Annotated in this window: 25 protein-coding genes; 15 read left to right on the plus strand and 10 right to left on the minus strand. The window is 66.7% G+C overall.

All coding sequences use genetic code 11. The features are described 5' to 3' along the window. Positions 1–8 precede the first annotated feature (8 nt). The 4 genes from M1K48_RS11155 to M1K48_RS11170 all read right to left on the minus strand — a co-directional run bounded on the left by M1K48_RS11155 (position 9) and on the right by M1K48_RS11170 (position 3,601). Complete coding sequence (locus M1K48_RS11155) at positions 9–233, minus strand: hypothetical protein (RefSeq protein WP_249455233.1); 225 nt, start codon at positions 231–233, stop codon at positions 9–11. Positions 234–544: 311 nt separating this feature from the next. After that, a complete protein-coding gene (locus M1K48_RS11160; protein ID WP_249505240.1) occupies positions 545–2,368 on the minus strand; it encodes a ribonucleoside-diphosphate reductase subunit alpha in 1,824 nt (607 codons plus the stop codon). A gap of 382 nt (positions 2,369–2,750) precedes the next feature. Beyond that, positions 2,751–3,218 (minus strand): hypothetical protein, encoded by a 468-nt coding sequence (locus M1K48_RS11165; RefSeq protein WP_249455234.1) that lies wholly within the window; start codon positions 3,216–3,218, stop codon positions 2,751–2,753. An 8-nt stretch (positions 3,219–3,226) separates the two neighbouring features. Beyond that, a complete protein-coding gene (locus M1K48_RS11170) occupies positions 3,227–3,601 on the minus strand; it encodes a DUF6152 family protein (protein ID WP_249455235.1) in 375 nt (124 codons plus the stop codon). Between the two features lie 483 nt (positions 3,602–4,084). Between M1K48_RS11170 and M1K48_RS11175 the strand changes: the two genes are divergently transcribed. Both M1K48_RS11175 and M1K48_RS11180 read left to right on the plus strand, forming a co-directional pair. Beyond that, the gene (locus M1K48_RS11175) at positions 4,085–4,735 is read left to right on the plus strand and encodes a DUF2490 domain-containing protein (protein WP_249455236.1); all 651 of its coding nucleotides are present in this window, start codon (positions 4,085–4,087) and stop codon (positions 4,733–4,735) included. A 44-nt stretch (positions 4,736–4,779) separates the two neighbouring features. Further along, positions 4,780–5,853, plus strand: a complete 1,074-nt coding sequence (locus tag M1K48_RS11180) for a TerC family protein (RefSeq protein ID WP_249455237.1) — start codon at positions 4,780–4,782, stop codon at positions 5,851–5,853. A 60-nt stretch (positions 5,854–5,913) separates the two neighbouring features. On the opposite strand, the gene M1K48_RS11185 is transcribed toward M1K48_RS11180, so the two are convergent. After that, entirely contained in the window at positions 5,914–6,426 is a 513-nt protein-coding gene (locus M1K48_RS11185; protein WP_249455238.1) for a DUF3617 domain-containing protein, read from the minus strand. A gap of 148 nt (positions 6,427–6,574) precedes the next feature. Between M1K48_RS11185 and M1K48_RS11190 the strand changes: the two genes are divergently transcribed. Next, positions 6,575–8,347, plus strand: coding sequence for a histidine kinase famiy protein (locus M1K48_RS11190; RefSeq protein WP_249455239.1), 1,773 nt, complete (start codon positions 6,575–6,577; stop codon positions 8,345–8,347). Here M1K48_RS11190 and M1K48_RS11195 read toward each other — a convergent pair. Further along, positions 8,344–8,622 (minus strand): HNH endonuclease, encoded by a 279-nt coding sequence (locus tag M1K48_RS11195; RefSeq protein WP_249455240.1) that lies wholly within the window; start codon positions 8,620–8,622, stop codon positions 8,344–8,346. The genes M1K48_RS11190 and M1K48_RS11195 overlap by 4 nt on opposite strands. A gap of 48 nt (positions 8,623–8,670) precedes the next feature. Further along, positions 8,671–9,072 carry a DUF1801 domain-containing protein gene (locus M1K48_RS11200; RefSeq protein ID WP_249455241.1) on the minus strand — a complete coding sequence of 134 codons (402 nt, stop codon included), beginning with the start codon at positions 9,070–9,072 and terminating at the stop codon, positions 8,671–8,673. Positions 9,073–9,178: 106 nt separating this feature from the next. Between M1K48_RS11200 and uvrB the strand changes: the two genes are divergently transcribed. Beyond that, positions 9,179–11,380 carry an excinuclease ABC subunit UvrB gene (gene uvrB / locus M1K48_RS11205; RefSeq protein WP_249455242.1) on the plus strand — a complete coding sequence of 734 codons (2,202 nt, stop codon included), beginning with the start codon at positions 9,179–9,181 and terminating at the stop codon, positions 11,378–11,380. A 27-nt stretch (positions 11,381–11,407) separates the two neighbouring features. Here uvrB and M1K48_RS11210 read toward each other — a convergent pair whose 3' ends face one another. Together M1K48_RS11210 and M1K48_RS11215 are read right to left on the minus strand one after the other, a co-directional pair. After that, positions 11,408–11,896 carry a flagellar hook assembly protein FlgD gene (locus M1K48_RS11210; RefSeq protein ID WP_249455244.1) on the minus strand — a complete coding sequence of 163 codons (489 nt, stop codon included), beginning with the start codon at positions 11,894–11,896 and terminating at the stop codon, positions 11,408–11,410. 36 nt (positions 11,897–11,932) lie between these two features. After that, positions 11,933–12,439: a flagellar basal body-associated FliL family protein gene (locus M1K48_RS11215; protein ID WP_249455246.1), complete on the minus strand. Its 507-nt coding sequence runs from the start codon at positions 12,437–12,439 to the stop codon at positions 11,933–11,935. Positions 12,440–12,555: 116 nt separating this feature from the next. Between M1K48_RS11215 and M1K48_RS11220 the strand changes: the two genes are divergently transcribed. The 11 genes from M1K48_RS11220 (at position 12,556) to M1K48_RS11270 (ending at position 19,533) form a co-directional block, all read left to right on the plus strand. Beyond that, positions 12,556–13,299 (plus strand): flagellar hook-basal body complex protein, encoded by a 744-nt coding sequence (locus tag M1K48_RS11220; RefSeq protein ID WP_249505241.1) that lies wholly within the window; start codon positions 12,556–12,558, stop codon positions 13,297–13,299. A gap of 15 nt (positions 13,300–13,314) precedes the next feature. Continuing rightward, positions 13,315–14,097, plus strand: coding sequence for a flagellar basal-body rod protein FlgG (flgG, locus tag M1K48_RS11225; protein WP_249455248.1), 783 nt, complete (start codon positions 13,315–13,317; stop codon positions 14,095–14,097). Then, positions 14,094–14,369 (plus strand): flagella basal body P-ring formation protein FlgA, encoded by a 276-nt coding sequence (locus M1K48_RS11230; protein WP_249455249.1) that lies wholly within the window; start codon positions 14,094–14,096, stop codon positions 14,367–14,369. Before flgG ends, M1K48_RS11230 begins: the two co-directional genes overlap by 4 nt. Before the next feature lie 30 nt (positions 14,370–14,399). Beyond that, positions 14,400–15,131 (plus strand): flagellar basal body L-ring protein FlgH, encoded by a 732-nt coding sequence (gene flgH / locus M1K48_RS11235; protein ID WP_249455251.1) that lies wholly within the window; start codon positions 14,400–14,402, stop codon positions 15,129–15,131. 161 nt (positions 15,132–15,292) lie between these two features. After that, complete coding sequence (locus M1K48_RS11240; RefSeq protein ID WP_249455253.1) at positions 15,293–16,144, plus strand: flagellin; 852 nt, start codon at positions 15,293–15,295, stop codon at positions 16,142–16,144. Positions 16,145–16,269: 125 nt separating this feature from the next. Next, the gene (locus tag M1K48_RS11245) at positions 16,270–16,701 is read left to right on the plus strand and encodes a hypothetical protein (protein WP_249455255.1); all 432 of its coding nucleotides are present in this window, start codon (positions 16,270–16,272) and stop codon (positions 16,699–16,701) included. Positions 16,702–16,931: 230 nt separating this feature from the next. Further along, entirely contained in the window at positions 16,932–17,120 is a 189-nt protein-coding gene (locus M1K48_RS11250) for a hypothetical protein (RefSeq protein ID WP_249503302.1), read from the plus strand. Positions 17,121–17,147: 27 nt separating this feature from the next. Beyond that, positions 17,148–17,909, plus strand: coding sequence for an alpha/beta hydrolase family protein (locus M1K48_RS11255; protein WP_249503303.1), 762 nt, complete (start codon positions 17,148–17,150; stop codon positions 17,907–17,909). Next, the gene (locus M1K48_RS11260) at positions 17,906–18,322 is read left to right on the plus strand and encodes a VOC family protein (RefSeq protein WP_249503304.1); all 417 of its coding nucleotides are present in this window, start codon (positions 17,906–17,908) and stop codon (positions 18,320–18,322) included. Before M1K48_RS11255 ends, M1K48_RS11260 begins: the two co-directional genes overlap by 4 nt. Continuing rightward, positions 18,319–19,038, plus strand: coding sequence for a hydroxyacylglutathione hydrolase (gloB, locus tag M1K48_RS11265; RefSeq protein WP_249505242.1), 720 nt, complete (start codon positions 18,319–18,321; stop codon positions 19,036–19,038). Before M1K48_RS11260 ends, gloB begins: the two co-directional genes overlap by 4 nt. Before the next feature lie 63 nt (positions 19,039–19,101). Further along, positions 19,102–19,533: a hypothetical protein gene (locus tag M1K48_RS11270; RefSeq protein ID WP_249503305.1), complete on the plus strand. Its 432-nt coding sequence runs from the start codon at positions 19,102–19,104 to the stop codon at positions 19,531–19,533. 12 nt (positions 19,534–19,545) lie between these two features. Here the strand turns inward: M1K48_RS11270 and M1K48_RS11275 are convergent, their stop codons facing one another. Beyond that, positions 19,546–21,258: an AMP-dependent synthetase/ligase gene (locus tag M1K48_RS11275; RefSeq protein ID WP_249505243.1), complete on the minus strand. Its 1,713-nt coding sequence runs from the start codon at positions 21,256–21,258 to the stop codon at positions 19,546–19,548. Positions 21,259–21,374: the final 116 nt, after the last annotated feature.

The following is a 21,374-nucleotide window of genomic DNA, read 5'->3' on the forward strand; positions in this document are numbered from 1 at the left end:
GCGAAGGCTCATGCCGCCCCCGTCTGGTTGGCGAATTCGGGGTAGGGCTTGGTGGTGGCGTAGGCGACCGCGAAGCCGCCGAGGACCAGCCCGAAGGCGAGCAGCATCATGCCGGCGATCAGCTGGGCGGTGGATTTGCGCGATTCGCCGACCCGGCCGCGCAGGGCGGCGATCAGGGTGAACAGGCCGAGCAACGCGCTGAGGCCGCCGAGTATCAGGAAGAAGATGTTCATGCCCGGCTCAACGCCTGGGCGTGCGCTTGGCCCCGACCCATGCGCCGAGCGCGATGGTGGCGACGGCGAGGATCAGCAGGATGAGCGGGTCGGTCAGCACCTAGGGGAGCCGGCGGTTGCGGCCGCACAGGATGAAATAAACGGTCGCGGCCAGCGCGACGAGGATGATGATCTTGATCATGGGGCTTCATCTTCGTTCGCTGAGTGGGGCAAGCTGCCCTCACCCTTCCCCCTCCCTCTCCCGCTCGCGGGAGAGGGTTCAGGCGATCACTGGCAGGCTAAAGTGCCGAGACTGCCAATGATGCGGGGCATCATTGGCACGCAAGGCACTCGTCATAGTCGGTGGTGGCGAGCTCATACTTGGGCGCTTCGGCGGTGTTGTCCGCCTCGACCCCGCCGGCGAAGCCCGCGCGCTGCACCGACTTGGAGCGCAGGTAATAGAGCGACTTGATGCCGAGCTCCCAGGCGCGGAAGTGGAGCATCATCAGGTCCCACTTGTCGACGTCGGCCGGGATGAACAGGTTCAGCGAGGTGGCCTGGTCGATGTAGGGCGTGCGATCGGCGGCAAGCTCGATCAGCCAGCGCTGGTCGATCTCGAAGCTAGTCTTGTAGGTCGCCTTCTCGTCGTCCGACAGGAAGTCGAGATGCTGGACGCTGCCGCCCTGCTCGAGGATCGAATTCCAGACATTGTCGGAATTCTTCGACTTCTCGGCGAGCAGCTTCTCCAGATACGGATTGCGGATCGAGAAGGAGCCCGACAGCGTCTTGTGGGTATAGACGTTGGCCGGGATCGGCTCGATACAGGCCGAGGTGCCGCCGCAGATGATCGAGATAGACGCGGTCGGCGCGATCGCCATCTTGCAACTGAACCGCTCCATCACGCCCATGTCGGCGGCGTCGGGGCACGGCCCGCGCTCAGTCGCCAGGTGAAGCGAGGCTTCGTCGACCTGGCTCTTGACGTGCTTGAAGATCTTCAGGTTCCAGCTCTTGGCCATCGCCCCTTCGAACGGCAGGCCGCGGGCCTGGAGGAAGGAATGGAAGCCCATCACGCCGAGCCCGACCGAGCGTTCGCGCATGGCGCTATACTTGGCCCGCGCCATCTCTTCCGGAGCGCGGTCGATATAGTCGGTCAGGACGTTGTCGAGGAAGCGCATGACGTCCTCGATGAACTGCTTGTCGCCGTTCCACTGGTCCCAGGTTTCGAGGTTGAGCGAGGACAGGCAGCAGACCGCGGTACGGTCGGCGCCAAGATGGTCCTTGCCGGTCGGAAGGGTGATTTCCGAGCACAGGTTCGAGGTCGACACCTTGAGCCCGAGGTCACGGTGATGCTTGGGCATCGACCGGTTCACTTGGTCGATGAAGATGATGTAGGGCTCGCCCGTCGCAAGGCGGGTCTCGACCAGCTTCTGGAACAGCGAGCGAGCATCGACCTTGCCGCGCTCGGACTGGTCCTTGGGGCTGCGCAGGGTGAACTCGCTGCCTTCACGAACGCATTCCATGAATTCGTCGGTGATCAGCACGCCGTGGTGGAGGTTCAAGGCCTTGCGGTTGAAGTCGCCAGACGGCTTGCGGATCTCGAGGAACTCCTCGATCTCGGGGTGCGAGACGTCGAGGTAGCAGGCTGCCGACCCACGACGCAGCGAGCCCTGACTGATCGCGAGGGTCAGCGAGTCCATCACCCGCACAAAGGGAATGATGCCGCTGGTCTTGCCGTTGAGGCCGACCGGCTCACCGATGCCGCGGACGTTGCCCCAATAGGTGCCGATGCCGCCGCCCTTGGAGGCGAGCCAAACATTCTCGTTCCAGGTGTCGACGATGCCGTTGAGGCTGTCGGACACGCTGTTCAAGTAGCAACTGATCGGCAGGCCGCGGCCGGTGCCGCCGTTGGACAGCACGGGCGTCGCCGGCATGAACCACAGTCGCGAGATATAGTCGTAGACGCGCTGGGCGTGGGCCTCGTCGTCGGCATAAGCCGAGGCGACGCGGGCGAACAGGTCCTGATAGCCTTCGCCGGGGAGGAGATAGCGGTCGTTCAGCGTTTCCTTGCCGAAGTCGGTGAGGAGCGCGTCACGCGACGTGTCGGTGGTCACCGAAAAACGGCGCGCGTCGACCGTCTTGCTGTCCTTCTTCGCCATTGCCGGCGCAGTGGTGGTGTCGGTGTTGCCGACCTCGCTGCCGCTTGAGAAGTCCATGCCGATATTCCTCCTGGCGATCCCTATGACCGCGCTTGTTCCCGTTCCGTTCACGGGAGACGGATACGCCCGTCGGCCGTGATTCGCTAGAGCCTGGAGGGGCGCGGGAAGTATCTGTCCCCGCTTTCCACAGAGACAACTTCCCCCTCACCGGGAAGATAGTTATCCCCAGCGTCAACCACAAGTTTGTGCGTTGAAACCCCAAGTCCGCTACAACATCTTGTGCTTTGAGCCGGGCCCGGGCGCAAGAAGGAAAATGCGGAGCGGGTATAATTTGCGGTGGATAACGTGGCTGGAAAGACGCAGGTGACGGCGTCGGCGAGCGTCAAGCGTAGGCGATCCAGCGACCGAGGCCGATCGCCGCCAGCCACAGCAGCAAAGAGGCGGCACCGGCGGCGGCGAGACGGCGGCCAGACAGGCGCGGGGCGTGCCAATTCACCCGTCGTAACAGCCCGGCATTGAGCAGTGCCGCAGCGATCACCGCCAGCTTGGCCTGGAAGAAGGGCGACGCCGCATAGGCCCGGGCATCTGCCGCGAACAGCAGGGATCCAGTCAGCGCGGCGAGGACGAAGCCAAACTTGCACACCGGCAGCAGCAGGCGTGAGAGCGCGGCGAGGCTGGCATCTCCGCGCCGCCAGCCGCCCAGGTGAAGGTCGAGCGGGACGATTGCCCCGAACAACAGGGCGATGCCGACCACGTGCAGCGTGTTGACGGCGGCATAGCCCCAGCTCGACAGGCGCAGCCATTCGACCGCGGGCGCCGCCTCGAGCGCGGCCAGCCAGCCCTCCAGCATGGGAGGGCTCAGCTCGGCCGGTCCGGATACAGGTTGTAGCTCTTGCCGCCGATCACCAGGCGTTCGGCCTTCATCAGCCGTTGGTTCGGCCGGGCCGAGCGATGGCCGTGAACCATCAGCCGCGTACCGGGCTTGAGGATGGCGTCGGTCAGGCCGGCCTGCTCCATCCGCCACGGCTGGCCGATCTCTACCGTCCATACGCCCCGCGCGGTGGCGAGCATCATGGTGCCATGGGGATTGCCGTTGCGGACCTGGCGGGCGACCCCGGCCAGGCGGAATTCCTCATTGGTCGCCCAGGCCCACCCGTGATGGGCGATGGCGGGGGCGAACGGCGCCAGCCCGAGCAGGGTGGCGGTGAGGGCGAAACGGTGCAACAGGGACATGACGCTTCTCCGGCTGATCTGCGGAGAAGTTAACGCTGCCAAGGCCGTGACGATAGGGGGCTTGGGCCTGCCTGGACGCCCCGCCTTCGTGGTACGGTTTTGGGTCCATGCTGTCCCGCATGGCTTGAAAAAGGCGGAATGCCGCCGTATCTGACCCTCGCGGACCGGGCCCCTCTGGCGCCCCCTGCTTGCCCCCGTGGCAATGCAGGAGCGTGATGTCGGACCGCATCGGACACTTCCGATGTGACTGGCCCGGCGCACTTCCTCTCAGCGTCTCCATGGCCTGCCGCGCGGCGGATGCTCCGATCGACCGTCACCGTCGACACGAGGAGGATCGCGCCATGGCCGAGCATTTGGGGATCCGAGCGAGCCCGCGCGGGCGCATCGCTGGCCCGGCATTGTCATCAGGCTGCAACATTTCGGTAACAAAGGCGCCGTCAGCGGCGTCGGGCGGGCGCCACTTTGTCCAAGGGTGCAACCGCAATGATCCATCGTTTGCTTGGCGCGGCGCTCGCCGTCGGCCTGTCCAGCCCCGCACTGGCGGAGGAGAACCGGCTGGAAGCCTGGTTCGACGCCACGGTAGCGATGGATCTGGGCGGGGACAGCTTTGCCGAATTCCAGACCCAGCAGCGGGCGCGCGGCAACAGCAACCCGACCGGCGACAACCAGACCTATCGCCTGTGGCTGGGGCACAAGTTCGGGGGCATCAAAGCCAGCGCGGGCATCCATCGCAGCAAGGAAGGTCTGCAAAAGGAAACCCGGCTGATGCAGCAGGCGAGCTACAATTTCGGCTCGACCGGCATCAAGGGCCGCACCCGGCTGGAGCAGCGCTTTATCGACTACGCGGCGCAGACCGGATGGCGGGTCCGCCAGCGGGTCGGTTATGCGATCCCGCTGTCGAGCGAGAAGGGCGGCTGGAAGCTGGCAGCCAATGCCGAGGGCTTCTGGACGCTGCGCGCGAGCAGCCGGACCGGCGACACCGGCCTGACCGGACTGCGCAGCTTTGCCGGGTTCGAGCGGAGCCTGGGCAAGCTCGACCTGTCGCTCGGCTACACCCGCCAGCAGAGCATCCGCAAGAACCGCCCCGACCTGGTCGGGCATGCGCCGACGCTGTCGATCAACCTCAACCTCTGAGCCGCCCCGATGGCGCGGCTCACGCGCTTTAGGAGCCGCCCATCATGGAATTCCTGTTCACCGTCTGGCTCGGGACCCCCGTGTGGTTCTGGCTGGCATTCGTCGGTATCGTCGCCGGCCTGACCGCCTTCGATCTCGGCTTCCTCCACAAGGAGGACAAGGAGATGGGAATTGCGGAGAGCCTAAAGCTCTCCGCCTTCTACATCTCGATCGCGCTGGCGTTCGGCATCTGGGTCTACTTCCAGAAGACCGCGGCGCTGGGCGATGCGGCCGGGACCGAGCTAACGGTTGCTTACTACACCGCCTTCTTCATCGAAAAGGCGCTGTCGATCGACAACGTGTTCGTGATCAGCCTGATCTTCACCTATTTCGCGGTGCCGCCGAAGTACCAGTATCGCGCCCTTCTGTGGGGCATCATCGGCGTGATCGTGCTGCGCGGGATCATGATCGGGGTCGGCGCGGCGGTGGTCCAGCAATATGCCTGGGTGCTGTATTTCTTCGCGGCCTTCCTGGTGTTCACGGGCATCAAGATGCTGTTCGCCGGCGACAAGCCGATGGACATCGAGCATAATCCGGTGATCCGCTGGATCAGCCGCCACATGCGGGTGACCAAGGAACTGCACGACGAGAAGTTCTTCGTCGAGATCGCTGATCAGAAGACCGGCAAGATCGTCCGCGCGGCGACCCCTTTGTTCTTGGCACTGGTCGTCATCAACCTTGCCGACCTGGTGTTCGCCGTCGACAGCGTGCCGGCGGTGTTCGCGATCACCACCGACACCTTCATCGTCTACACCAGCAACATCATGGCGATCCTCGGCCTGCGCGCGCTCTACTTCGCGCTGGCGGCGATGGTGCACCGCTTCCACTATCTGAAGTATGCGCTGGCACTGGTGCTGGTGTTCATCGGCGCCAAGATCTTCATTGCCGACTTCCTGCTGGGCGGGGACAAGTTCCCGCCGCTGCTGAGCCTCGGGGTGACCGCGGGGCTGATCGCGGGCGGCGTGGTCTATTCGCTCTACAAGACCAAGGGCGCGGAAGAGCCGCAGTGGCCCGCCGGGGAGGGCCCGGACGCGGCCCGCCGCCACCTCGACGAACTGACCGATGGCAAGGCGCTGTAGGCAGAGAACCAGGGCCGCTGCGCGAGCAGCGGCCCTGGTTCGAGCTTGCTGAACGGGTGGTTACGCCTTGGGTGCGCCGCCAGCCGCGGGGGCCGCGGTGCACTGGTCGGCGACCTTGCGGGCGACGACGTCCTGGACCAGCTTGTAGTCGCCCGACCCGGGGAAGCTGCTGCTGGCGTTGACGGTGCCGGTGAAGCCTTCGGCGTCATATTTGCCGTCGACCATGGTCATGATCTGGCCCTGCCCCTTGCGGTTGCAGTCGAGCGTCAGATTCATCCGGCCGCTGCGGATATAAGGGTTCTGGACCTGGCAGCTGTCGCCCTTGGCGGCGAGCAGTTCGGGCGCGGGAAGGCCATCGGCGCCGACGCAGCCTTGCGTTTTGATGACGTCGCCGACCTTGGCAAAGGTCGGCAGTGGCGACTTGTCGGTCGATACCAGCGACTTGACGGTGGCGGTCACCTCATAGGTGCCGGGCACCAGGGTTGCGGGCGGCGCGGCCTTGGCCGCTTCCTTGGGTGCTTCCTGGCTGCAGGCCGCAAGCAGGACGGTGCCGGCCAGCACGATATGTCGCATGAAACTTGAACTCCCCCGAAATGAGACGCCAGTCTAGCCGCACGGGGGCCGGACGCAACCGAGGGAGGAACAAGCCGGGCGAACAGGAGTCTGGCAATGACCGGTAAAAACGGTATCCCGCCGTGACCTTCTCTCTCTGCGAGTTAGCGTGAACGACGATATCCGGCAGACCAAGGCCGATCCCAGCACGGCGACCGACGTGGAAGGCGACGGCCAGAGCCGCGGAAGGCCCGCAGCCGGGGACCTCGACCGACCCGGCAGCGACGAGACCTTCGGCAGTAGCCCCGGCATGAATCACTGGCGCGAAAGCGTCATCAGCCATCCCGGCCTGAACGAACGCGGCAACGTGTTCTTCGCCGCGATCGAGATGACCCGGATGCCGATGATCCTGACCGACCCCAATCTCGACGACAATCCGATCGTCTTCGCCAACAAGGCGTTCCTCGACCTCACCGGCTATGAGGAAAGCGAGATCCTCGGGCGCAACTGCCGCTTCCTGCAGGGCGCCAACACCGACCGTGAAGCGGTCGCGGCATTGCGCGATACGGTCAGCAGCGGTGGTTCGATCGCGCTCGAAATCCTGAACTACAAGCGCGACGGCACCCCGTTCTGGAACGCGGTGTTCATCGGCCCGGTGTTCGACCAGCAGGGCAAGCTCGCCTACCAGTTCGCCAGCCAGCTCGACGTCACCCGCCGCCGTAATTCCGAGCAGAGCTTCCGCCAGGCGCAGAAGATGGAATCGATCGGCCAACTGACCGCGGGCCTGGCGCACGATTTCAACAACCTGCTGCAGGTGGTGAACGGCAATCTCGAATTGCTGTCGTCGAACGTCGATGGCGACCGGGCCAAGCGCTACATCGACAATGCCCGCTCGGCCGCCGATCGGGGCGCCAAGCTGACCCGCCAGCTCCTGGCTTTCGCGCGCAAGACCCGGCTGACGCCCAAGCCGACCGATCTCAGCCACCTGGTGTCGAGCTTCGTCGATGTGATCGAAAGCTCGCTCGGCAGCCAGGTGCACCTGCAGCTCAACCTGCGCCGGCGCTTGCCGCGCGTCATGGTCGATGCCGAGCAACTGGAAATGGCGCTGCTCAACGTACTGATGAACGCGCGCGACGCCATGCCCAGTGGCGGATTGGTCACGCTGTCGACCAGCGCGGTCCATCTCAACGGTGATTCCGCCGCGCGCCACCTGCCCGAGGGCGATTATGTCGCGCTTGAAGTGCGCGACGAGGGCACCGGGATGACTCCTGAGGTGATCGAGCGCGCGACCGAGCCGTTCTTCACCACCAAGACGCAGGGCAAGGGCACCGGCCTCGGCCTCGCCATGGCGTCGGGATTCGTCCAGCAATCGCGTGGGCGGCTCGAGATCGAGAGCATGCCGGGTGAAGGTGCCACGTTGCGCTTCCTGTTCCCGGTCACTCGCGACATCGAGGAAGAGGATGCCGAACGCGTACCCGACCGCCACGTGGCGGTGCCGGAAAGCCGGACGAGCAAGTCCGAGCATGTGCTGGTGGTCGAGGACAGCGCCGAGGTGCTGGAACTGGCGGTCGAAATCCTCGGCAGCGCGGGATATCGCGTGACCACCGCCGAAAGCGGCGAGATCGCGCTTCGCCTGTTTGAGAAGGTCGAGCCGGGCACCTTCGACCTGCTGTTCACCGACCTCGTCATGCCGGGCGGGATCAACGGGCTGCTGCTGGCCGACAAGGTCCGCGAGCATGATCCCGACATCGGCATCCTGCTGACCACCGGCTACAATGAGGAATTGGTGATCGCAGGCCCCGAGCGGCCGCACAAGGACGTGCTGGGCAAGCCCTATCGCCGGTCCGAACTGCTCGACCGGGTGCGCCAGGCGCTCAACAACCGCGCGCACCAGGCCGATGCCCGGCGGATGACCTCCGACTACGGCGCGATCGAAGCCTAGGGCCGGCGCGGCCTTCGGGTCGGCGCATGGAAGTCGGGCGGTTTGCCGGCGATCCAGGCGAGGAACCGGGCGAGATCGGGGTTGCGGGCCAGTGCCTGCGGGTTGTCGCCGGCTTTCTCCAGATCCTTGTTGGTGAAGGTGGCGTGCAGCGCTCGGTGGCAGATCGGGTGGACCGGCCGCGTCTCCCGCCCGCCGCGCGACTTGGGAACAGGATGGTGCTGTTCGACCCGGCGCCCGAGCCGACGGGCGCATAGCCAGCAGGTCGGTTCGTCCATCGCCGGGTCAACGCCGGTTCGTGCGGCCGGATCCCCGGGCGGGTTGCGTCAGGCGCTTGCCTCCCACGCCTTGCGGACCATCGTTTCGAGCCGGGCTTGGTCCACGTCGGCGAGCTTGCCGATGTACAGGCAGCCCTTGCCCGGCTTGTGCTTGCCGAGGGTCGCGAGGTCTGCGTCATAGCCGTCATAATGGTGAAGGTAGAAGACCAGGCTGGCTTTGCGCGGGGAAAAGGCGATGCGCGGTGTGTCGCCCTCGCGCCCGCTCTCGTAGCGATAGTGGCGGCTGCCAAAGCCGACGATAGAGGGCCCCCATAGGCAGGCCGGTTCGCTCGACACCCGCTCGAACAGCGTACGCAGGGCATGGCCGTCGGCGCGCCGTGTCGGGTGTTCGACCGTATCAAGGAAGGCGCTGACGTCGGCGCCGGTGGGTTTGGTTTTGGTCTCGGACATGCTGCATCACCTCCGATCGCAAGCTTCTCACCGGAGGCGCTGCGAGACAATCGGACGTGGTTCCGGCCGATTGCGAGGACGGCCCCCGGCCCCCATATGTTCACGCATGGAAATCCAGATCCGCACGACCCTTGCCGAACCCGAGACCGGGGCCGAATTTGTGCCCCACCGCCCGGCGCGGCCGGAGAAGGCGGAAGGGGGGCGCTCGTTCAAGCTTACGAGCGATTACGAGCCGGCCGGCGACCAGCCGACCGCGATCCGCGAGCTGGTCGAGGGCATTCGCGAGGGGCAGGAGAACAGCCAGGTGCTGCTCGGCGTCACCGGGTCGGGCAAGACCTATACCATGGCGCAGATCATCCAGCACACCCAGCGTCCCGCGCTGGTGCTGGCGCCCAACAAGATCCTGGCGGCGCAACTCTATGGCGAGTTCAAGAGCTTCTTCCCCGAGAATGCGGTCGAATATTTCGTCAGCTACTACGATTACTACCAGCCCGAGGCCTATGTCCCGCGCTCCGACACCTACATCGAGAAGGAAAGCTCGGTGAACGAGGCGATCGACCGGATGCGGCACAGCGCCACTCGGTCGCTGCTCGAGCGCGACGACGTGATCATCGTCGCCTCGGTCAGCTGCCTCTACGGTATCGGTTCGGTTGAGACCTATTCGGCGATGACCTTCTCCCTCAAGAAGGGCGAACTGGTCGATCAGCGCGAGACGATCCGCAAGCTCGTCGCGCTGCAATACAAGCGCAACGACGCGGCATTCGCGCGCGGGAATTTCCGGGTCCGCGGCGACAGCCTGGAGATCTTCCCCTCGCACTATGAGGACAGCGCGTGGCGCATCTCGTTCTTCGGGGACGAGATCGAGGACATTGTCGAATTCGATCCGCTGACCGGCAAGAAAGCGGGCAGCCTGCCGTCGATCAAGATCTACGCCAACAGCCACTATGTAACGCCCGGACCAACGATGAAGCAGGCGGCGGGCGCGATCCGGCACGAGCTGGAGGAGCGGCTGAAGGAGCTCAATGCCGAGGGGCGCTATCTCGAGGCGCAACGGCTTGAGCAGCGGACCAACTTCGACCTCGAGATGATTGCCGCCACCGGGAGTTGCGCGGGGATCGAGAACTACAGCCGCTTCCTGACAGGGCGCCTGCCTGGCGAACCGCCGCCGACCCTGTTTGAATATCTGCCCGACAATGCTTTGCTGTTCGTCGATGAAAGCCACCAGACGGTGCCGCAGATCGGCGCCATGGCAAGGGGCGACCACCGTCGGAAGATCACGCTGGCGGAATATGGCTTCCGCCTGCCGAGCTGCATCGACAACCGCCCGCTGCGCTTCAACGAATGGGACGCGATGCGCCCGCAATCGGTGTTCGTCAGCGCGACGCCGGGGCCGTGGGAGATGACCGAAACCGGCGGCGTATTCAGCGAGCAGGTGATCCGCCCGACCGGGCTGATCGACCCGCCGGTCGAGATCAAGCCGGTCGAGGACCAGGTCGACGATCTCGTCAACGAAGCGCGCAAGACAGCCAAGAACGGCTATCGCACCCTGGTCACCACGCTGACCAAGCGGATGGCCGAGGACCTCACCGAGTATCTCCACGAGGCGGGGCTTCGGGTGCGCTACATGCACTCGGACGTCGAGACTTTGGAGCGCATCGAGCTGATCCGCGACCTTCGGCTCGGCGTGTACGACGTGCTGGTCGGGATTAACCTGCTGCGCGAGGGGCTCGACATTCCCGAGTGCGGGCTGGTCGCGATCCTCGACGCGGACAAGGAAGGTTTCCTGCGCTCCGAAACCTCGCTGATCCAGACCATCGGCCGCGCCGCGCGCAACGTCGACGGGCGGGTGATTCTCTATGCCGACCGCACCACCGGAAGCATGGAGCGCGCGCTCAATGAGACCAACCGGCGGCGCGAGCGGCAGGAGGCCTACAACCTCGAGCATGGCATCACCCCGGCGACCATCAAGCGCGACATCAGCGACATCATCGCCCACGTCTCGACCCGCGACGGGGTGGTGGTCGACACCGGCGATCCCGACATGCCGCACCTCGTCGGGCACAATCTGCGCGCCTACATCAGCGACCTTGAGTCCCGGATGCGCAAGGCCGCGGCCGATCTCGAGTTCGAGGAAGCGGGCCGGCTGCGCGACGAGATCCGCAAGCTGGAGGAAGACGAGCTCGGCATCCCCGACCACCAGCGCGCAGCGCCGCGGGTCGGCCATTCGACCGAGGGCAAGCCCGGCACCCGCAAGACGCGCTTCGGCAAGCAGCAACAGGTGCGGATGAACAAGCGCGCCCGGCGCTGATTGCGCTGGCGAGCCCTTCGCCCCGAGCTAGCCGGCGATCCGGGTGAGCTTGGCGAGCGGAAGCGCGACCCCGCCGAGACCGGCCCACAATTCGCCCTCGCGGCTGACGACTTCGCCTACCTTGCCGATGCTGGTGAGGGTGGCCGGGATGGCCGAGCCGTCGGCAGCTTTCGCGGTCAGGCGGAGGACGTAGGCGCCCTCCCTGGCCTTGCCGCCGGCCGTCAGTGCGCCGTCCCAGCTGAAGGTCGCGCTGGCGTCCTGCGGGACTGTCGGACGGGCCACCACCGCGCCGCTGCTGTCGAGGATTTCGGCCTCGATCGAAGCCGGCTTGGCGCCGAAGGTCCAGCGCCACTGCGCGGGATTATCGGTGCTGAAGCCTGCCACCGAACTGTCGAACTCGACGGTCTTGCCGATCAGCTGGCCGGCGCTGGTGAGGTCGTCGGACGACAGCTTGTCGAGCATGTTGCGCAGCACGCCGGTCTGCTGGATCGATTGTTCGACCTGCGAATATTGCACCAGTTGCTGGGTGGTCGAAGGCGGCTGGAGTGTCGCTCATGCCTGCATCAGGTCCTGGATGAGGACGTCGCGCACGGCGCGGGCCCCGAGCGCCTGGTTGGCGCGGATCAGCAGTTCCTCCTTGATCCGGAAGGTCGCGGCGGAGCCCGCCATGTCCTCGGGCCGAAGCTCGCGCAGGAAGGACTGGTAGCGGTCGACCAGCAGCGGCAGCCGCGGCTCGATCTCTTCCGGCGTCTTCTCGCCCGGGACCAGCATGACGTGGAGCTTGAGCATCCGGCTGCTGCCGTCCGACCCGCGCAGGGAGACCTGCATGGCGGGGACATCGACGAACTCCTCGGGGGTCTCGGCCGCCTCCGCGGCGATCTTGTCTTCCTCGGCCGGGCTGGAGAGAAAATACCACGCTCCGCCACCCCCGCCGCCCAGCACCAGCAGTGCGGCGAGGGCGATGATCACCAGCTTCTTGCGGTTCTTCTTGGGAAGGGCAGGCGCCTCGGCGCCCTCGGCGGGCTCTTCGGCTTCCTCGACTGCGGCGTCCTTGCTCACTGGCTCAACTGCTCCCCGGTGCTTTGCCCTGTCTGGCGACCGCGGTCACGGCCTCCCGCCTATCATAGACGGACAGGGGAGCGGCCGGTCGCGACCCGGACGAGACAAAACCGATGGTGGACATCCCCGCTTACGTATTGCTGAGCCACGAGACCGCACTGCGCCGGAAGATGGACGTGGTGGCGAACAACCTCGCCAACCTGTCGACCAGCGGCTTCAAGCGCGAACAGCCGGTATTCCAGGAAGCCCTGCGGCGCAGCGACAGCGACGAGCCGGCCGCGCGGGCGGTGTCGTTCGTGCTCGATTTTGGCCGGGTCCACGACCAGGCCGAGGGCGCCTTCAACGCCACCGGCAATCCGCTCGACGTGGCGGTGGAAGGGGCGGGGTTCCTGTCGGTCGCGCTGCCCGACGGGACCACGGGATACACCCGCGCCGGCGGGTTGCAGATCCTCGCCGACGGAAAGCTGGGCAGTGCCGGCGGACTGCCGCTGTTATCCGACAACGGCCAGCCGATCGCGATTCCGGCCGAAGCGCAGGGAGGGCTCAGGATCGCCGGCGACGGGACGGTCGAGGGACCCGACGGACCGCTTGGCCGGATCGGAGTCACCCGTTTCGCCGACGAAGGCACGCTGGCGCAGCGCGGCGACGGGGTGATGGTCGGCGAGGGCGGGACGCCGCTGGCGGCGGCCGACACTCGGCTGCGCAGCGGCGGGCTGGAAGCCAGCAACGTCCAGCCGATCGCCGAAACCACCGCGATGATCGAGATCCTGCGCGCCTACCAGACCAGCCAGCGGATGGGCGAAGCCCTCGGCGACCTGCGCAGATCAGCCATCGGGCGCCTCGGCGCCTTCCGCAACTGACGGAGAACCAGACCCATGCGATCCTTGTCCATTGCCGCGACCGGCATGTTGGCCCAGCAGACCAACGTCGACGTCATCTCCAACAACATCGCCAACATGAACACCACCGCCTTCAAGCGGCAGCGCGCCGAGTTCCAGGACCTGCTCTACCAACAGGTCGAGCGGCCTGGCGCGGGGGCGGGCGGCGACGCCAAGGCCCCGTCGGGCATCCAGATCGGCGCCGGAGTGCGCACCGCGGGGGTGTACCGCATCTCCCAGCAGGGTGCCTTCACCACCACCGACAACAAATATGACCTGGCGATCGAGGGCGCGGGCTATTTCCAGGTGACCCTGCCGTCGGGCGAGACCGCCTACACCCGCGCCGGCTCGTTCCAGGTCAGCGCGGAGGGCGAGCTGGTGACCTCCGACGGCTATCGGCTGGAGCCCGGGATCAGCATTCCGGCCGAAGCGGTCGACGTCACGATCGGCCGCACCGGCATGGTCCAGGTCAAGCTCGACGGGCAGGCCGAAATGCAGGACGTCGGCCAGCTCCAGCTCGCGAGCTTCGTCAACGAAGCGGGTCTGGAGGCGCGCGGCGGCAACCTGTTCCTCGCAACGTCGGCCAGCGGGCAGCCCAACGTCGCCTCGCCCGGCGATCCCGGTTTCGGCTCGCTTCGCCAGGGCTATCTCGAAGCAAGCAACGTCAATCCGGTGAGCGAGATCACTGCGCTGATCACCGCCCAGCGGGCCTATGAGATGAACAGCAGGGTGGTGAAGACGGTCGACGAGATGCTCGCGACCTCGAGCCAGCTGCGATGAGCGCGCTGCTGCTGTTCCTCGCGGCGCAGGCGGTCGATCCGCTCGCCCCGCTCGGTCCGGCCGTGCCACGGGTCAAGGCCGAGCGGGTGGTCCGGCGCGGCGAGACCGTCACGTTGCGGGTGCGCCAGGGCGCGCTCACCATCAGTACCCCGGCCCGCGCGCTCGGCGATGCCGCGGCGGGCGAGCGGGTGCGATTGGTCGTCACCGCCACCCGGCGGACGCTCGACGCGGTGGCCGAAGCGCCCGGCATCGCTCGCCTTACCGAGCGCTGATCCCTCCTTCCTACCCGAAAGGCCGAACGCATGCGCTCCACCCTGTACTGCGCCGCCCTCCTTTTCGCCCTCGGCGGCTGCTCGGTCGTCAACGATGTCGGCAATGTCGGAAGGGCTCCGCGGCTGTCCGCACCGGGCGACATTCCCGCTCCCCCGACCGAACGCTCGATCGCCACCGCCTCCTTGCTGCCGCAAGCGCCGCTGCAAAGCGCCTCGCTATTTCGCGAAGGGTCGGCGGGATTGCTCAGCGATCAGCGCGCTCGCGGCAAGGGCGACCTGCTGACCATCCGGATCAAGGTCGGCGACAATGCGTCCTTCAACAATCACAGCGAGCGGCGCCGGGGCGGAACCGAAAGCGCCGGCATCGCGGGCCTGCTAGGAATCGACAAGCTGATCGACCGCATCCTGCCCGGCAAGACTCCGGCGGCAAGTGTCGACGGGAGCAGCGACAGCCGAACCTCGGGCGACGGCAAGATCGAGCGCGGCGAGACGATCAACCTGACGCTCGCCGCAGTGGTCACCGACGTCCTCCCCAACGGCAATCTCCTTGTCCGCGGGCGGCAGGAGATGCGGGTCAACAACGAGCTTCGCGAGCTGGTCGTCACCGGCATCGTGCGCCCGGCCGACATCGCCCGCGACAACAGCGTGCCGCACGACCGGATCGCCGAGGCGCGGGTGCTCTATGGCGGGCGCGGGCAGCTCACCAGCGCCCAGTCGGCGCGCTGGGGCCAGCAGCTTTACGATGCGCTTTTTCCGTTCTGATTCAGCAGGCTGCCCCGCGCTAACCCGCAGGTAACCATCAAAATAACGCTGTCCCGACCGAAGCCGGCGCGGCCCTCCCATGATGAGGGGGCAGGCAGGAAACCTCCTGCATGACAACCCGGGCCGCAGAAGCGGCCGTCACTTCCAGAAGGAAACGTACCATGTCCTTTACCGTCAACACCAATGTCGGCGCGATGGCCGCGCTGCAGAGTCTGTCGAGCACCAACAAGTCGCTCGCGCAGACCCAGAGCCGCATCAACTCGGGCTACAATGTCGCTTCCACCAAGGACGACAGCGCAGCCTTCGCCATTGCCCAGACCCTCCGCTCCGACATGGGCGGGATGAAGGCCGTGTCGAGCAGCCTCAACCGTGCCAAGTCGGTCACCGACGTCGCGGTCGCGGGTGCCGAGCAGATCTCGGACATCCTGATCGAAATGAAGAAGAAGGCCTTCGAAGCCTCCGACACTATCGATCAGCCGAGCCGCGATGCGATCAACGCCGACTTTGTCGCCCTGCGCGACCGCATCACCACCGTGATCAATTCGTCGGACTTCAACGGCACCAACATCCTGAAGGGCGGCGGCGGAACCGTTGCCTCGCTTCAGTCGGTCGGTGACAGCGACAGTGCGACCGCCGGCTGGCAGCCCGATACGCTGGGTGTCGCCAACCAGGGTCTCGACCTTGGTGGTTCGGTGATCACCGTGGCCGCGGCCGGTGACGTGTCGAGCCAGGCCAATGCCCAGGCGATGGTGCAGACCATCGCCGACAGCCAGAGCAACCTCAAGACGTCGCTGTCGTCGCTCGGTTCGGCCTCGCGCCGCATCGACTCGCAGCTGGCCTTCACGAGCAAGCTCAGCGATGTGGTCGAGGCTTCGGTCGGCAACCTGGTCGACGCCGACCTCGCCAAGGAAAGCGCCAAGCTGCAGGCCCTCCAGGTCAAGCAGCAGCTCGGCGTGCAGGCGCTGTCGATCGCCAACCAGGCGCCGCAGGCGATCATGTCGCTGTTCCGTTAATCCGGAAACAGGAGGACGGCCGGCCTCCCCCGGAGGCCGGCAGGCGAGGGCCGGGGTGATTATCGTGTCGCCCCGGCCCTTTGCACTCCCCCTTCCCGAGCCCGACGGCGGCGAGGACAATCTTCATGCGTATTCGCGACATCATTCACCGGGACGGGGCGCGGCTGCGGCTCAGCCTGGCGGCGGGCGACAGCGGCGACGGGCCGCTGCTGCGCCTCACCGAACCCGAAGCGCTGTTCCCGGCGAGCGTCATGCTCGACCTCTACGGTATCGAATTGCTGGCCGGATTCCTGATGAGTGCGCGGCTGTCGGCCGTCGGCGAATTGGCGGACGAAAGCTGCACCGGCGATACCCCGCTGCGGATGCGCCTGTGCGCCCAGGGGGGTGCTAACTGGGTCGAGATCGAGCAGTCGGGAACGCGGCTGCTGCTGCACCGCAAGCTGTGGGATCGGCTCTACGCCGAACTGCAGCTGGCGCTGGCGCATGGCCGCCACCTGCGCGACGTGGCGCCGGCGATCGAGCTCGCCCTCCGTGAGGCGCGGCGACTGCTGCATTAAGGCCACGGGCCGCGCGGAAAGTGCGACCGGCACCCGGTCTTTGCGCCGGATTGCGAAGCCATGACGCCAGTGGTGCGTTTGCCCTTCCAGCCATGCCGATTCCCGACGAAAAGTCCCGGGCCTGGACCCGCCCGGAGGATTACTGGCCGCCCCGCCGACTCCGGCGCAGCGGGAGGACGACGATCGGTCGCTTCCGGCCGCCGGTCGAACCCGAACGGGAGTCGCGCCCCTTGCTCGACATCATTCCCTATGCCGCGCTTATGGTTGCGCTGGCAGTGATGGCGGTAGCGATCATCGTGCTGGCCTGGCCGGGCCGGACCACCCAGCCGGTTCCTGCCAGGACCGAACCGGTCGAGGTCGAGATCGGGACCGCGCCCAAGGGCTGGATAGACCGCGACGAACCAACTCCTCGCCGCTGACGCCGCCCTCGGCTAGGCTCGTCGGCGATGACCTTTCAGCTTTCCGACCGCCCCGGCGGGCATGCCGTCGCCGTCCGCCACCGCCCCGCGACGGGCACCGCGCCGACGATCCTGTTCCTGCCCGGCTATGCCTCCGACATGATGGGGTCGAAGGCGATAGCGCTCGACGCCGTTGCGCGGCGAGAGGGGCTTGGGATGCTCCGCTTCGACTATCGCGGAACGGGTGAATCGCAGGGCCGGTTTGCCGACTTCACGCTGGGGGACTGGCTTGAGGATGCGTCTGCGGTCGCGGCGCAGGCAGAGGGGCCGTTGCTGCTCGTCGGATCGTCGATGGGCGGCTGGCTGATGCTGCACCTTGCCGAGCGGCTGGGCGACAGGGTCGCGGCGCTAGTCGGGATCGCCGCCGCGCCCGACTTCACCGACTGGGGGTATAGCGGACAGGACAAGGCGACGCTTGCCGCCGAAGGCGAACTACGCCGCGACAATCCCTATGGCGGCGAGGCGGAACTGACGACACTGGCGCTGTGGCAGTCGGGCGAGCGGATGCGGCTGCTCGACCGGCCGATCGGCTTCGGCGGGCCGGTCCGTTTGCTGCACGGCGATTGCGATGCCGAGGTGCCGGTCGAGGTCGCCCTTCGCCTCAAGGACGCGCTCGCCTCGACCGACGTGCAGCTGACGATCGTCAAGGGCGGCACCCATCGCCTGTCCGCCCCGCGCGAACTGGCCCTGCTCGAACGCACCGTGCTGGACTTGGCAGCGAGCATCCGAAGGCCCATTTCCCCCGCATGAAGTTCCTCCACACCATGATCCGGGTCAGCGACCCCGACGCCACCATCCGCTTCTTCAACCTCCTCGGCCTCGAGGAGCGGCGACGGATGGAGAATGAAGCCGGGCGCTTCACCCTCATCTTCCTGGGCGTGCCCGGCGACGAGGGCGGCGAGGTCGAACTGACCCATAATTGGGACCCTGAAGACTATTCCGGCGGGCGCAATTTCGGTCACCTCGCCTACCAGGTCGATGACGTCTACGCGACCTGCCAGCGGCTGATGGACGCTGGCGTGACCATCAACCGCCCGCCGCGCGACGGCCGCATGGCCTTCGTCCGCACCCCCGACAACATCTCCATCGAACTGCTCAACAAGGGCGGCGCGCAGGCTCCGGCCGAGCCCTGGTCCTCGATGCCGAATACCGGCGAATGGTGATGCGCGCGGTCGCGGTCCCCGCGCTCAGCGACAATTACATCTGGCTGCTCCATGACGAGGACAGCGGCCACACCGCGGTGGTCGATCCGGGCGATGGCGAGGCGGCGCTGAAAGGCGCGGCGGCGCAGGGCTGGACGATCGACCAGGTTCTGATCACCCATTGGCACCCCGACCATACCGCCGGCATTCCGGCAGTGGTCGCGGCGACCGGAGCGAAAGTATGGGGCCCCGAGGCCGAGCGCGCCAAGTTGGCCGGGCTCGACCATGGGCTGGTGGACGGCGACCGGGTGCAGGTCGGCAGTGCCGAGGCCGAGGTGTGGCACGTGCCCGGCCATACGCTTGGCCACATCGCCTTCATCCTGCCCGGCCATGCCCTGGTCGGCGACACGCTGTTCGCGGGTGGCTGCGGCCGTTTGTTCGAAGGCACGCCCGAGCAGATGCACGGGTCGCTGCAGCGGTTGAGAACGCTGCCGGACGAGACGATCGTCTATCCGGCGCACGAATATACCCTGTCCAACTACCGCTTCCTGGCCGCCGAAGCGCCAGATGATCCCGCGATCGAGCGCCGGCTGGCCGAGGTCACCGCAATGCGCGACGCGGGCCAGCCGACCGTCCCGACCAGCCTCGCCGAAGAGAAACGCAGCAACCTGTTCCTGCGCGCTCCCGACGCTGCCGAATTCGCCAGGCTTCGGGCGGCCAAGGACAGCTTCCGTTAAGCGGGGAGAGAGCAGCCTGTTCGGGCGTTCTTCACGGACCCGCTTCTTCAAGGATACGCCCGCATGCGCCGCCTGACCCTTGCTTCGCTCACCGTCCTCGCCTCCGCCGGCGTGCTCGCTTCCTGTGCCACCACCGGCATGCCCACCCCGCGCTCGCCGCAGGCGCAGGCGGAACTGTCGCGCTGGCTTACCGGACGGGTCGCGGGCCGCGCCCAGTCCTGCCTGCCGACCTATCGCAGCCAGGACATGGTGGTGATCGACGAGAACACCATCCTGTTCCGCGACGGCGGCAACCGGGTCTGGCGGACCGACCTGCGCGGGTCGTGCAATGGCCTCGGCCGCCCCGGCACCGCGCTGCTGACCAAGCAATATGGCGGCACCGGCCTGTGCAGCGGGGAGATCGCGCAGGTGGTCGACACCAGCCAGGGCTTCACCGTCGGCACCTGCGCGCTGGGCGACTTCGTGCCCTACACCGGCCCGGGCGTGCGCCGCTGAGGCCGCGCCGGCCTACTTGCCGTAGAGGGCGTCCAGCCGCGCGCCATAAGCCTGCTTCAGCACATGGCGGCGGATCTTGAGGCTGGGCGTCATCTGCTCGTTGTCGACGCTGAACGCCTCGTCGGCCAGCGTGAAGCGCCGGACCTTTTCGATCACGCTCAGCTCGGCATTGACCCGGTCGACCGCCTTCTGAAGCTTGGCGCGGACCGCCGCCTCGTCGCCCTTCACGTCGGGCTCGGGCACCAATAGCGCGACGAGGTGCGGGCGGCGGTCGCCATAGACCATCGCCTGCGCGATCTCCGGCTGAAGCGTCAGCATCCCCTCGACCCGCTGGGGCGAAACATTGTCGCCCTTGTCGTTGACGATCAGGTCCTTCTTGCGGTCGGTGATGACGATCCGCCCGGCATCGTCGAAATGGCCGACGTCCCCGGTGTGGAGCCAGCCATCCTGCAGGACGCGCGCCGTCTCCTCCGCATTGTTCCAATAGCCGTGCATCACCAGCTCGCCGCGCACCAGCAGTTCGCCATCCTCGGCGAAGCGGACCTCGGTGTTGAGCAGCGGCGGGCCGACGGTGTCCATGCGGATGCCGTTCTTGGGACGGTTGCAGCTGATCACCGGCCCGGCCTCGGTCTGGCCATAGCCCTGCAGCATGGTGATCCCGAGCGAATGGAAGAACAGCCCGACATCGGGGTTGAGCGGCGCGCCGCCCGAGACCATCGCCTTGATCCGGCCGCCGAACTTCTGGCTGACCTTGCGTTTGAGCAGCAGCCTGACCGCCAGGTCGGCAGGCCAGTCCTTGATCGGAATGGAACCCTTGTCGTAGCGCTCCTTGCCGATCTCCAGCCCGCGGGCGAGCAGCCGGGCGGCCAGGCCACCCTGCTTCTCGATCGTCTTGAGCATCCGCTGGCGCAGCATCTCGAACAATCGCGGCACCACCACCATCAGCGTCGGGCGCACTTCCTCGATATTGGCGGCGAGCTTCTCGAGGCTTTCGGCGAAGTAGATCTGGGCGCCGAGCGCGATCGGGAACATCTGCCCGCCGCTATGCTCATAGGCGTGGCTGGCGGGGAGGAAGGAGAGGAAGATTTCGTCGTCCCAGCCGAAGTCGTTGGCGATGACGTCGATGCAGGCGGCGGTGTTGTGAAGGATCGCGCCATGGTGCTGGCGAACCCCGCGCGGGGCGCCGCCGGTACCGCTGGTGTAGATGATGCAGGCAAGGTCGTCGCGGCCGATCGCGGCGACGCGGTTGCGGACGGCGGCGAGGCTTGTCTCGCCCGCGACCAGGTCGGACCAGACGTGGAACTTCGCCCCGTTGACCGGCTGGCCGGTGCGGATGTCCTCCATCCCGATGACGTCATGGCAGTCGGACGAGAACAGCACCGCCGGGATCAGCGCCGTGGCCAATTTCTGGCTCGACACAATCACCGCCCGCGCGCCGGAGTTGGTGAGGATGTGGGTGTGATCGCGGGTGGTGTTGGTGGTGTAGGTTGGGACCGTGATGCACCCCGCGGCCATGATCGCAAGGTCGGCGATCAGCCATTCAGGGCGGTTCTCGCTGACCAGCATGACCCGGTCGCCGGGTTTGAGGCCGAGACGGATCAGGCTTTCGGACAGCGCCGCGACCTGGCGCGCGGCCTCGGTGTAGCTGGTCGGTTGCCACGTGCCGTCGCGCTTGGCCCACAGGAACGACGTGTCGCCGCGCTGGCCGACGCGGTCGAGGAACATCGCCACTAGGTTGGGGAAATGTTCCAGGCTCTTGCCCTTGCGCACGTGCCTTCTGCCTCCTCCGACGTCTCTCCGCCTGCGCCTCTAGAACAGTGCGGCGCGGGGCGCAAAAGGGG

The organism is Sphingomonas glaciei (genome assembly GCF_023380025.1).
GTDB classification, from domain to species: domain Bacteria; phylum Pseudomonadota; class Alphaproteobacteria; order Sphingomonadales; family Sphingomonadaceae; genus Sphingomicrobium; species Sphingomicrobium glaciei.

Excerpts from the sequence above, each read along its gene's own strand:
- M1K48_RS11155 (WP_249455233.1), bottom strand. The coding sequence starts at position 233 with ATGAACATCTTCTTCCTGATACTCGGCGGCCTCAGCGCGTTGCTCGGC.
- M1K48_RS11160 (WP_249505240.1), bottom strand. The coding sequence starts at position 2,368 with ATGGCGAAGAAGGACAGCAAGACGGTCGACGCGCGCCGTTTTTCGGTG.
- M1K48_RS11165 (WP_249455234.1), bottom strand. The coding sequence starts at position 3,218 with ATGCTGGAGGGCTGGCTGGCCGCGCTCGAGGCGGCGCCCGCGGTCGAA.
- M1K48_RS11170 (WP_249455235.1), bottom strand. The coding sequence starts at position 3,601 with ATGTCCCTGTTGCACCGTTTCGCCCTCACCGCCACCCTGCTCGGGCTG.
- M1K48_RS11175 (WP_249455236.1), top strand. The coding sequence starts at position 4,085 with ATGATCCATCGTTTGCTTGGCGCGGCGCTCGCCGTCGGCCTGTCCAGC.
- M1K48_RS11180 (WP_249455237.1), top strand. The coding sequence starts at position 4,780 with ATGGAATTCCTGTTCACCGTCTGGCTCGGGACCCCCGTGTGGTTCTGG.
- M1K48_RS11185 (WP_249455238.1), bottom strand. The coding sequence starts at position 6,426 with ATGCGACATATCGTGCTGGCCGGCACCGTCCTGCTTGCGGCCTGCAGC.
- M1K48_RS11195 (WP_249455240.1), bottom strand. The coding sequence starts at position 8,622 with ATGGACGAACCGACCTGCTGGCTATGCGCCCGTCGGCTCGGGCGCCGG.
- M1K48_RS11200 (WP_249455241.1), bottom strand. The coding sequence starts at position 9,072 with ATGTCCGAGACCAAAACCAAACCCACCGGCGCCGACGTCAGCGCCTTC.
- uvrB (WP_249455242.1), top strand. The coding sequence starts at position 9,179 with ATGGAAATCCAGATCCGCACGACCCTTGCCGAACCCGAGACCGGGGCC.
- flgG (WP_249455248.1), top strand. The coding sequence starts at position 13,315 with ATGCGATCCTTGTCCATTGCCGCGACCGGCATGTTGGCCCAGCAGACC.
- M1K48_RS11230 (WP_249455249.1), top strand. The coding sequence starts at position 14,094 with ATGAGCGCGCTGCTGCTGTTCCTCGCGGCGCAGGCGGTCGATCCGCTC.
- flgH (WP_249455251.1), top strand. The coding sequence starts at position 14,400 with ATGCGCTCCACCCTGTACTGCGCCGCCCTCCTTTTCGCCCTCGGCGGC.
- M1K48_RS11240 (WP_249455253.1), top strand. The coding sequence starts at position 15,293 with ATGTCCTTTACCGTCAACACCAATGTCGGCGCGATGGCCGCGCTGCAG.
- M1K48_RS11245 (WP_249455255.1), top strand. The coding sequence starts at position 16,270 with ATGCGTATTCGCGACATCATTCACCGGGACGGGGCGCGGCTGCGGCTC.
- M1K48_RS11255 (WP_249503303.1), top strand. The coding sequence starts at position 17,148 with ATGACCTTTCAGCTTTCCGACCGCCCCGGCGGGCATGCCGTCGCCGTC.
- M1K48_RS11260 (WP_249503304.1), top strand. The coding sequence starts at position 17,906 with ATGAAGTTCCTCCACACCATGATCCGGGTCAGCGACCCCGACGCCACC.
- M1K48_RS11270 (WP_249503305.1), top strand. The coding sequence starts at position 19,102 with ATGCGCCGCCTGACCCTTGCTTCGCTCACCGTCCTCGCCTCCGCCGGC.
- M1K48_RS11275 (WP_249505243.1), bottom strand. The coding sequence starts at position 21,258 with ATGTTCCTCGACCGCGTCGGCCAGCGCGGCGACACGTCGTTCCTGTGG.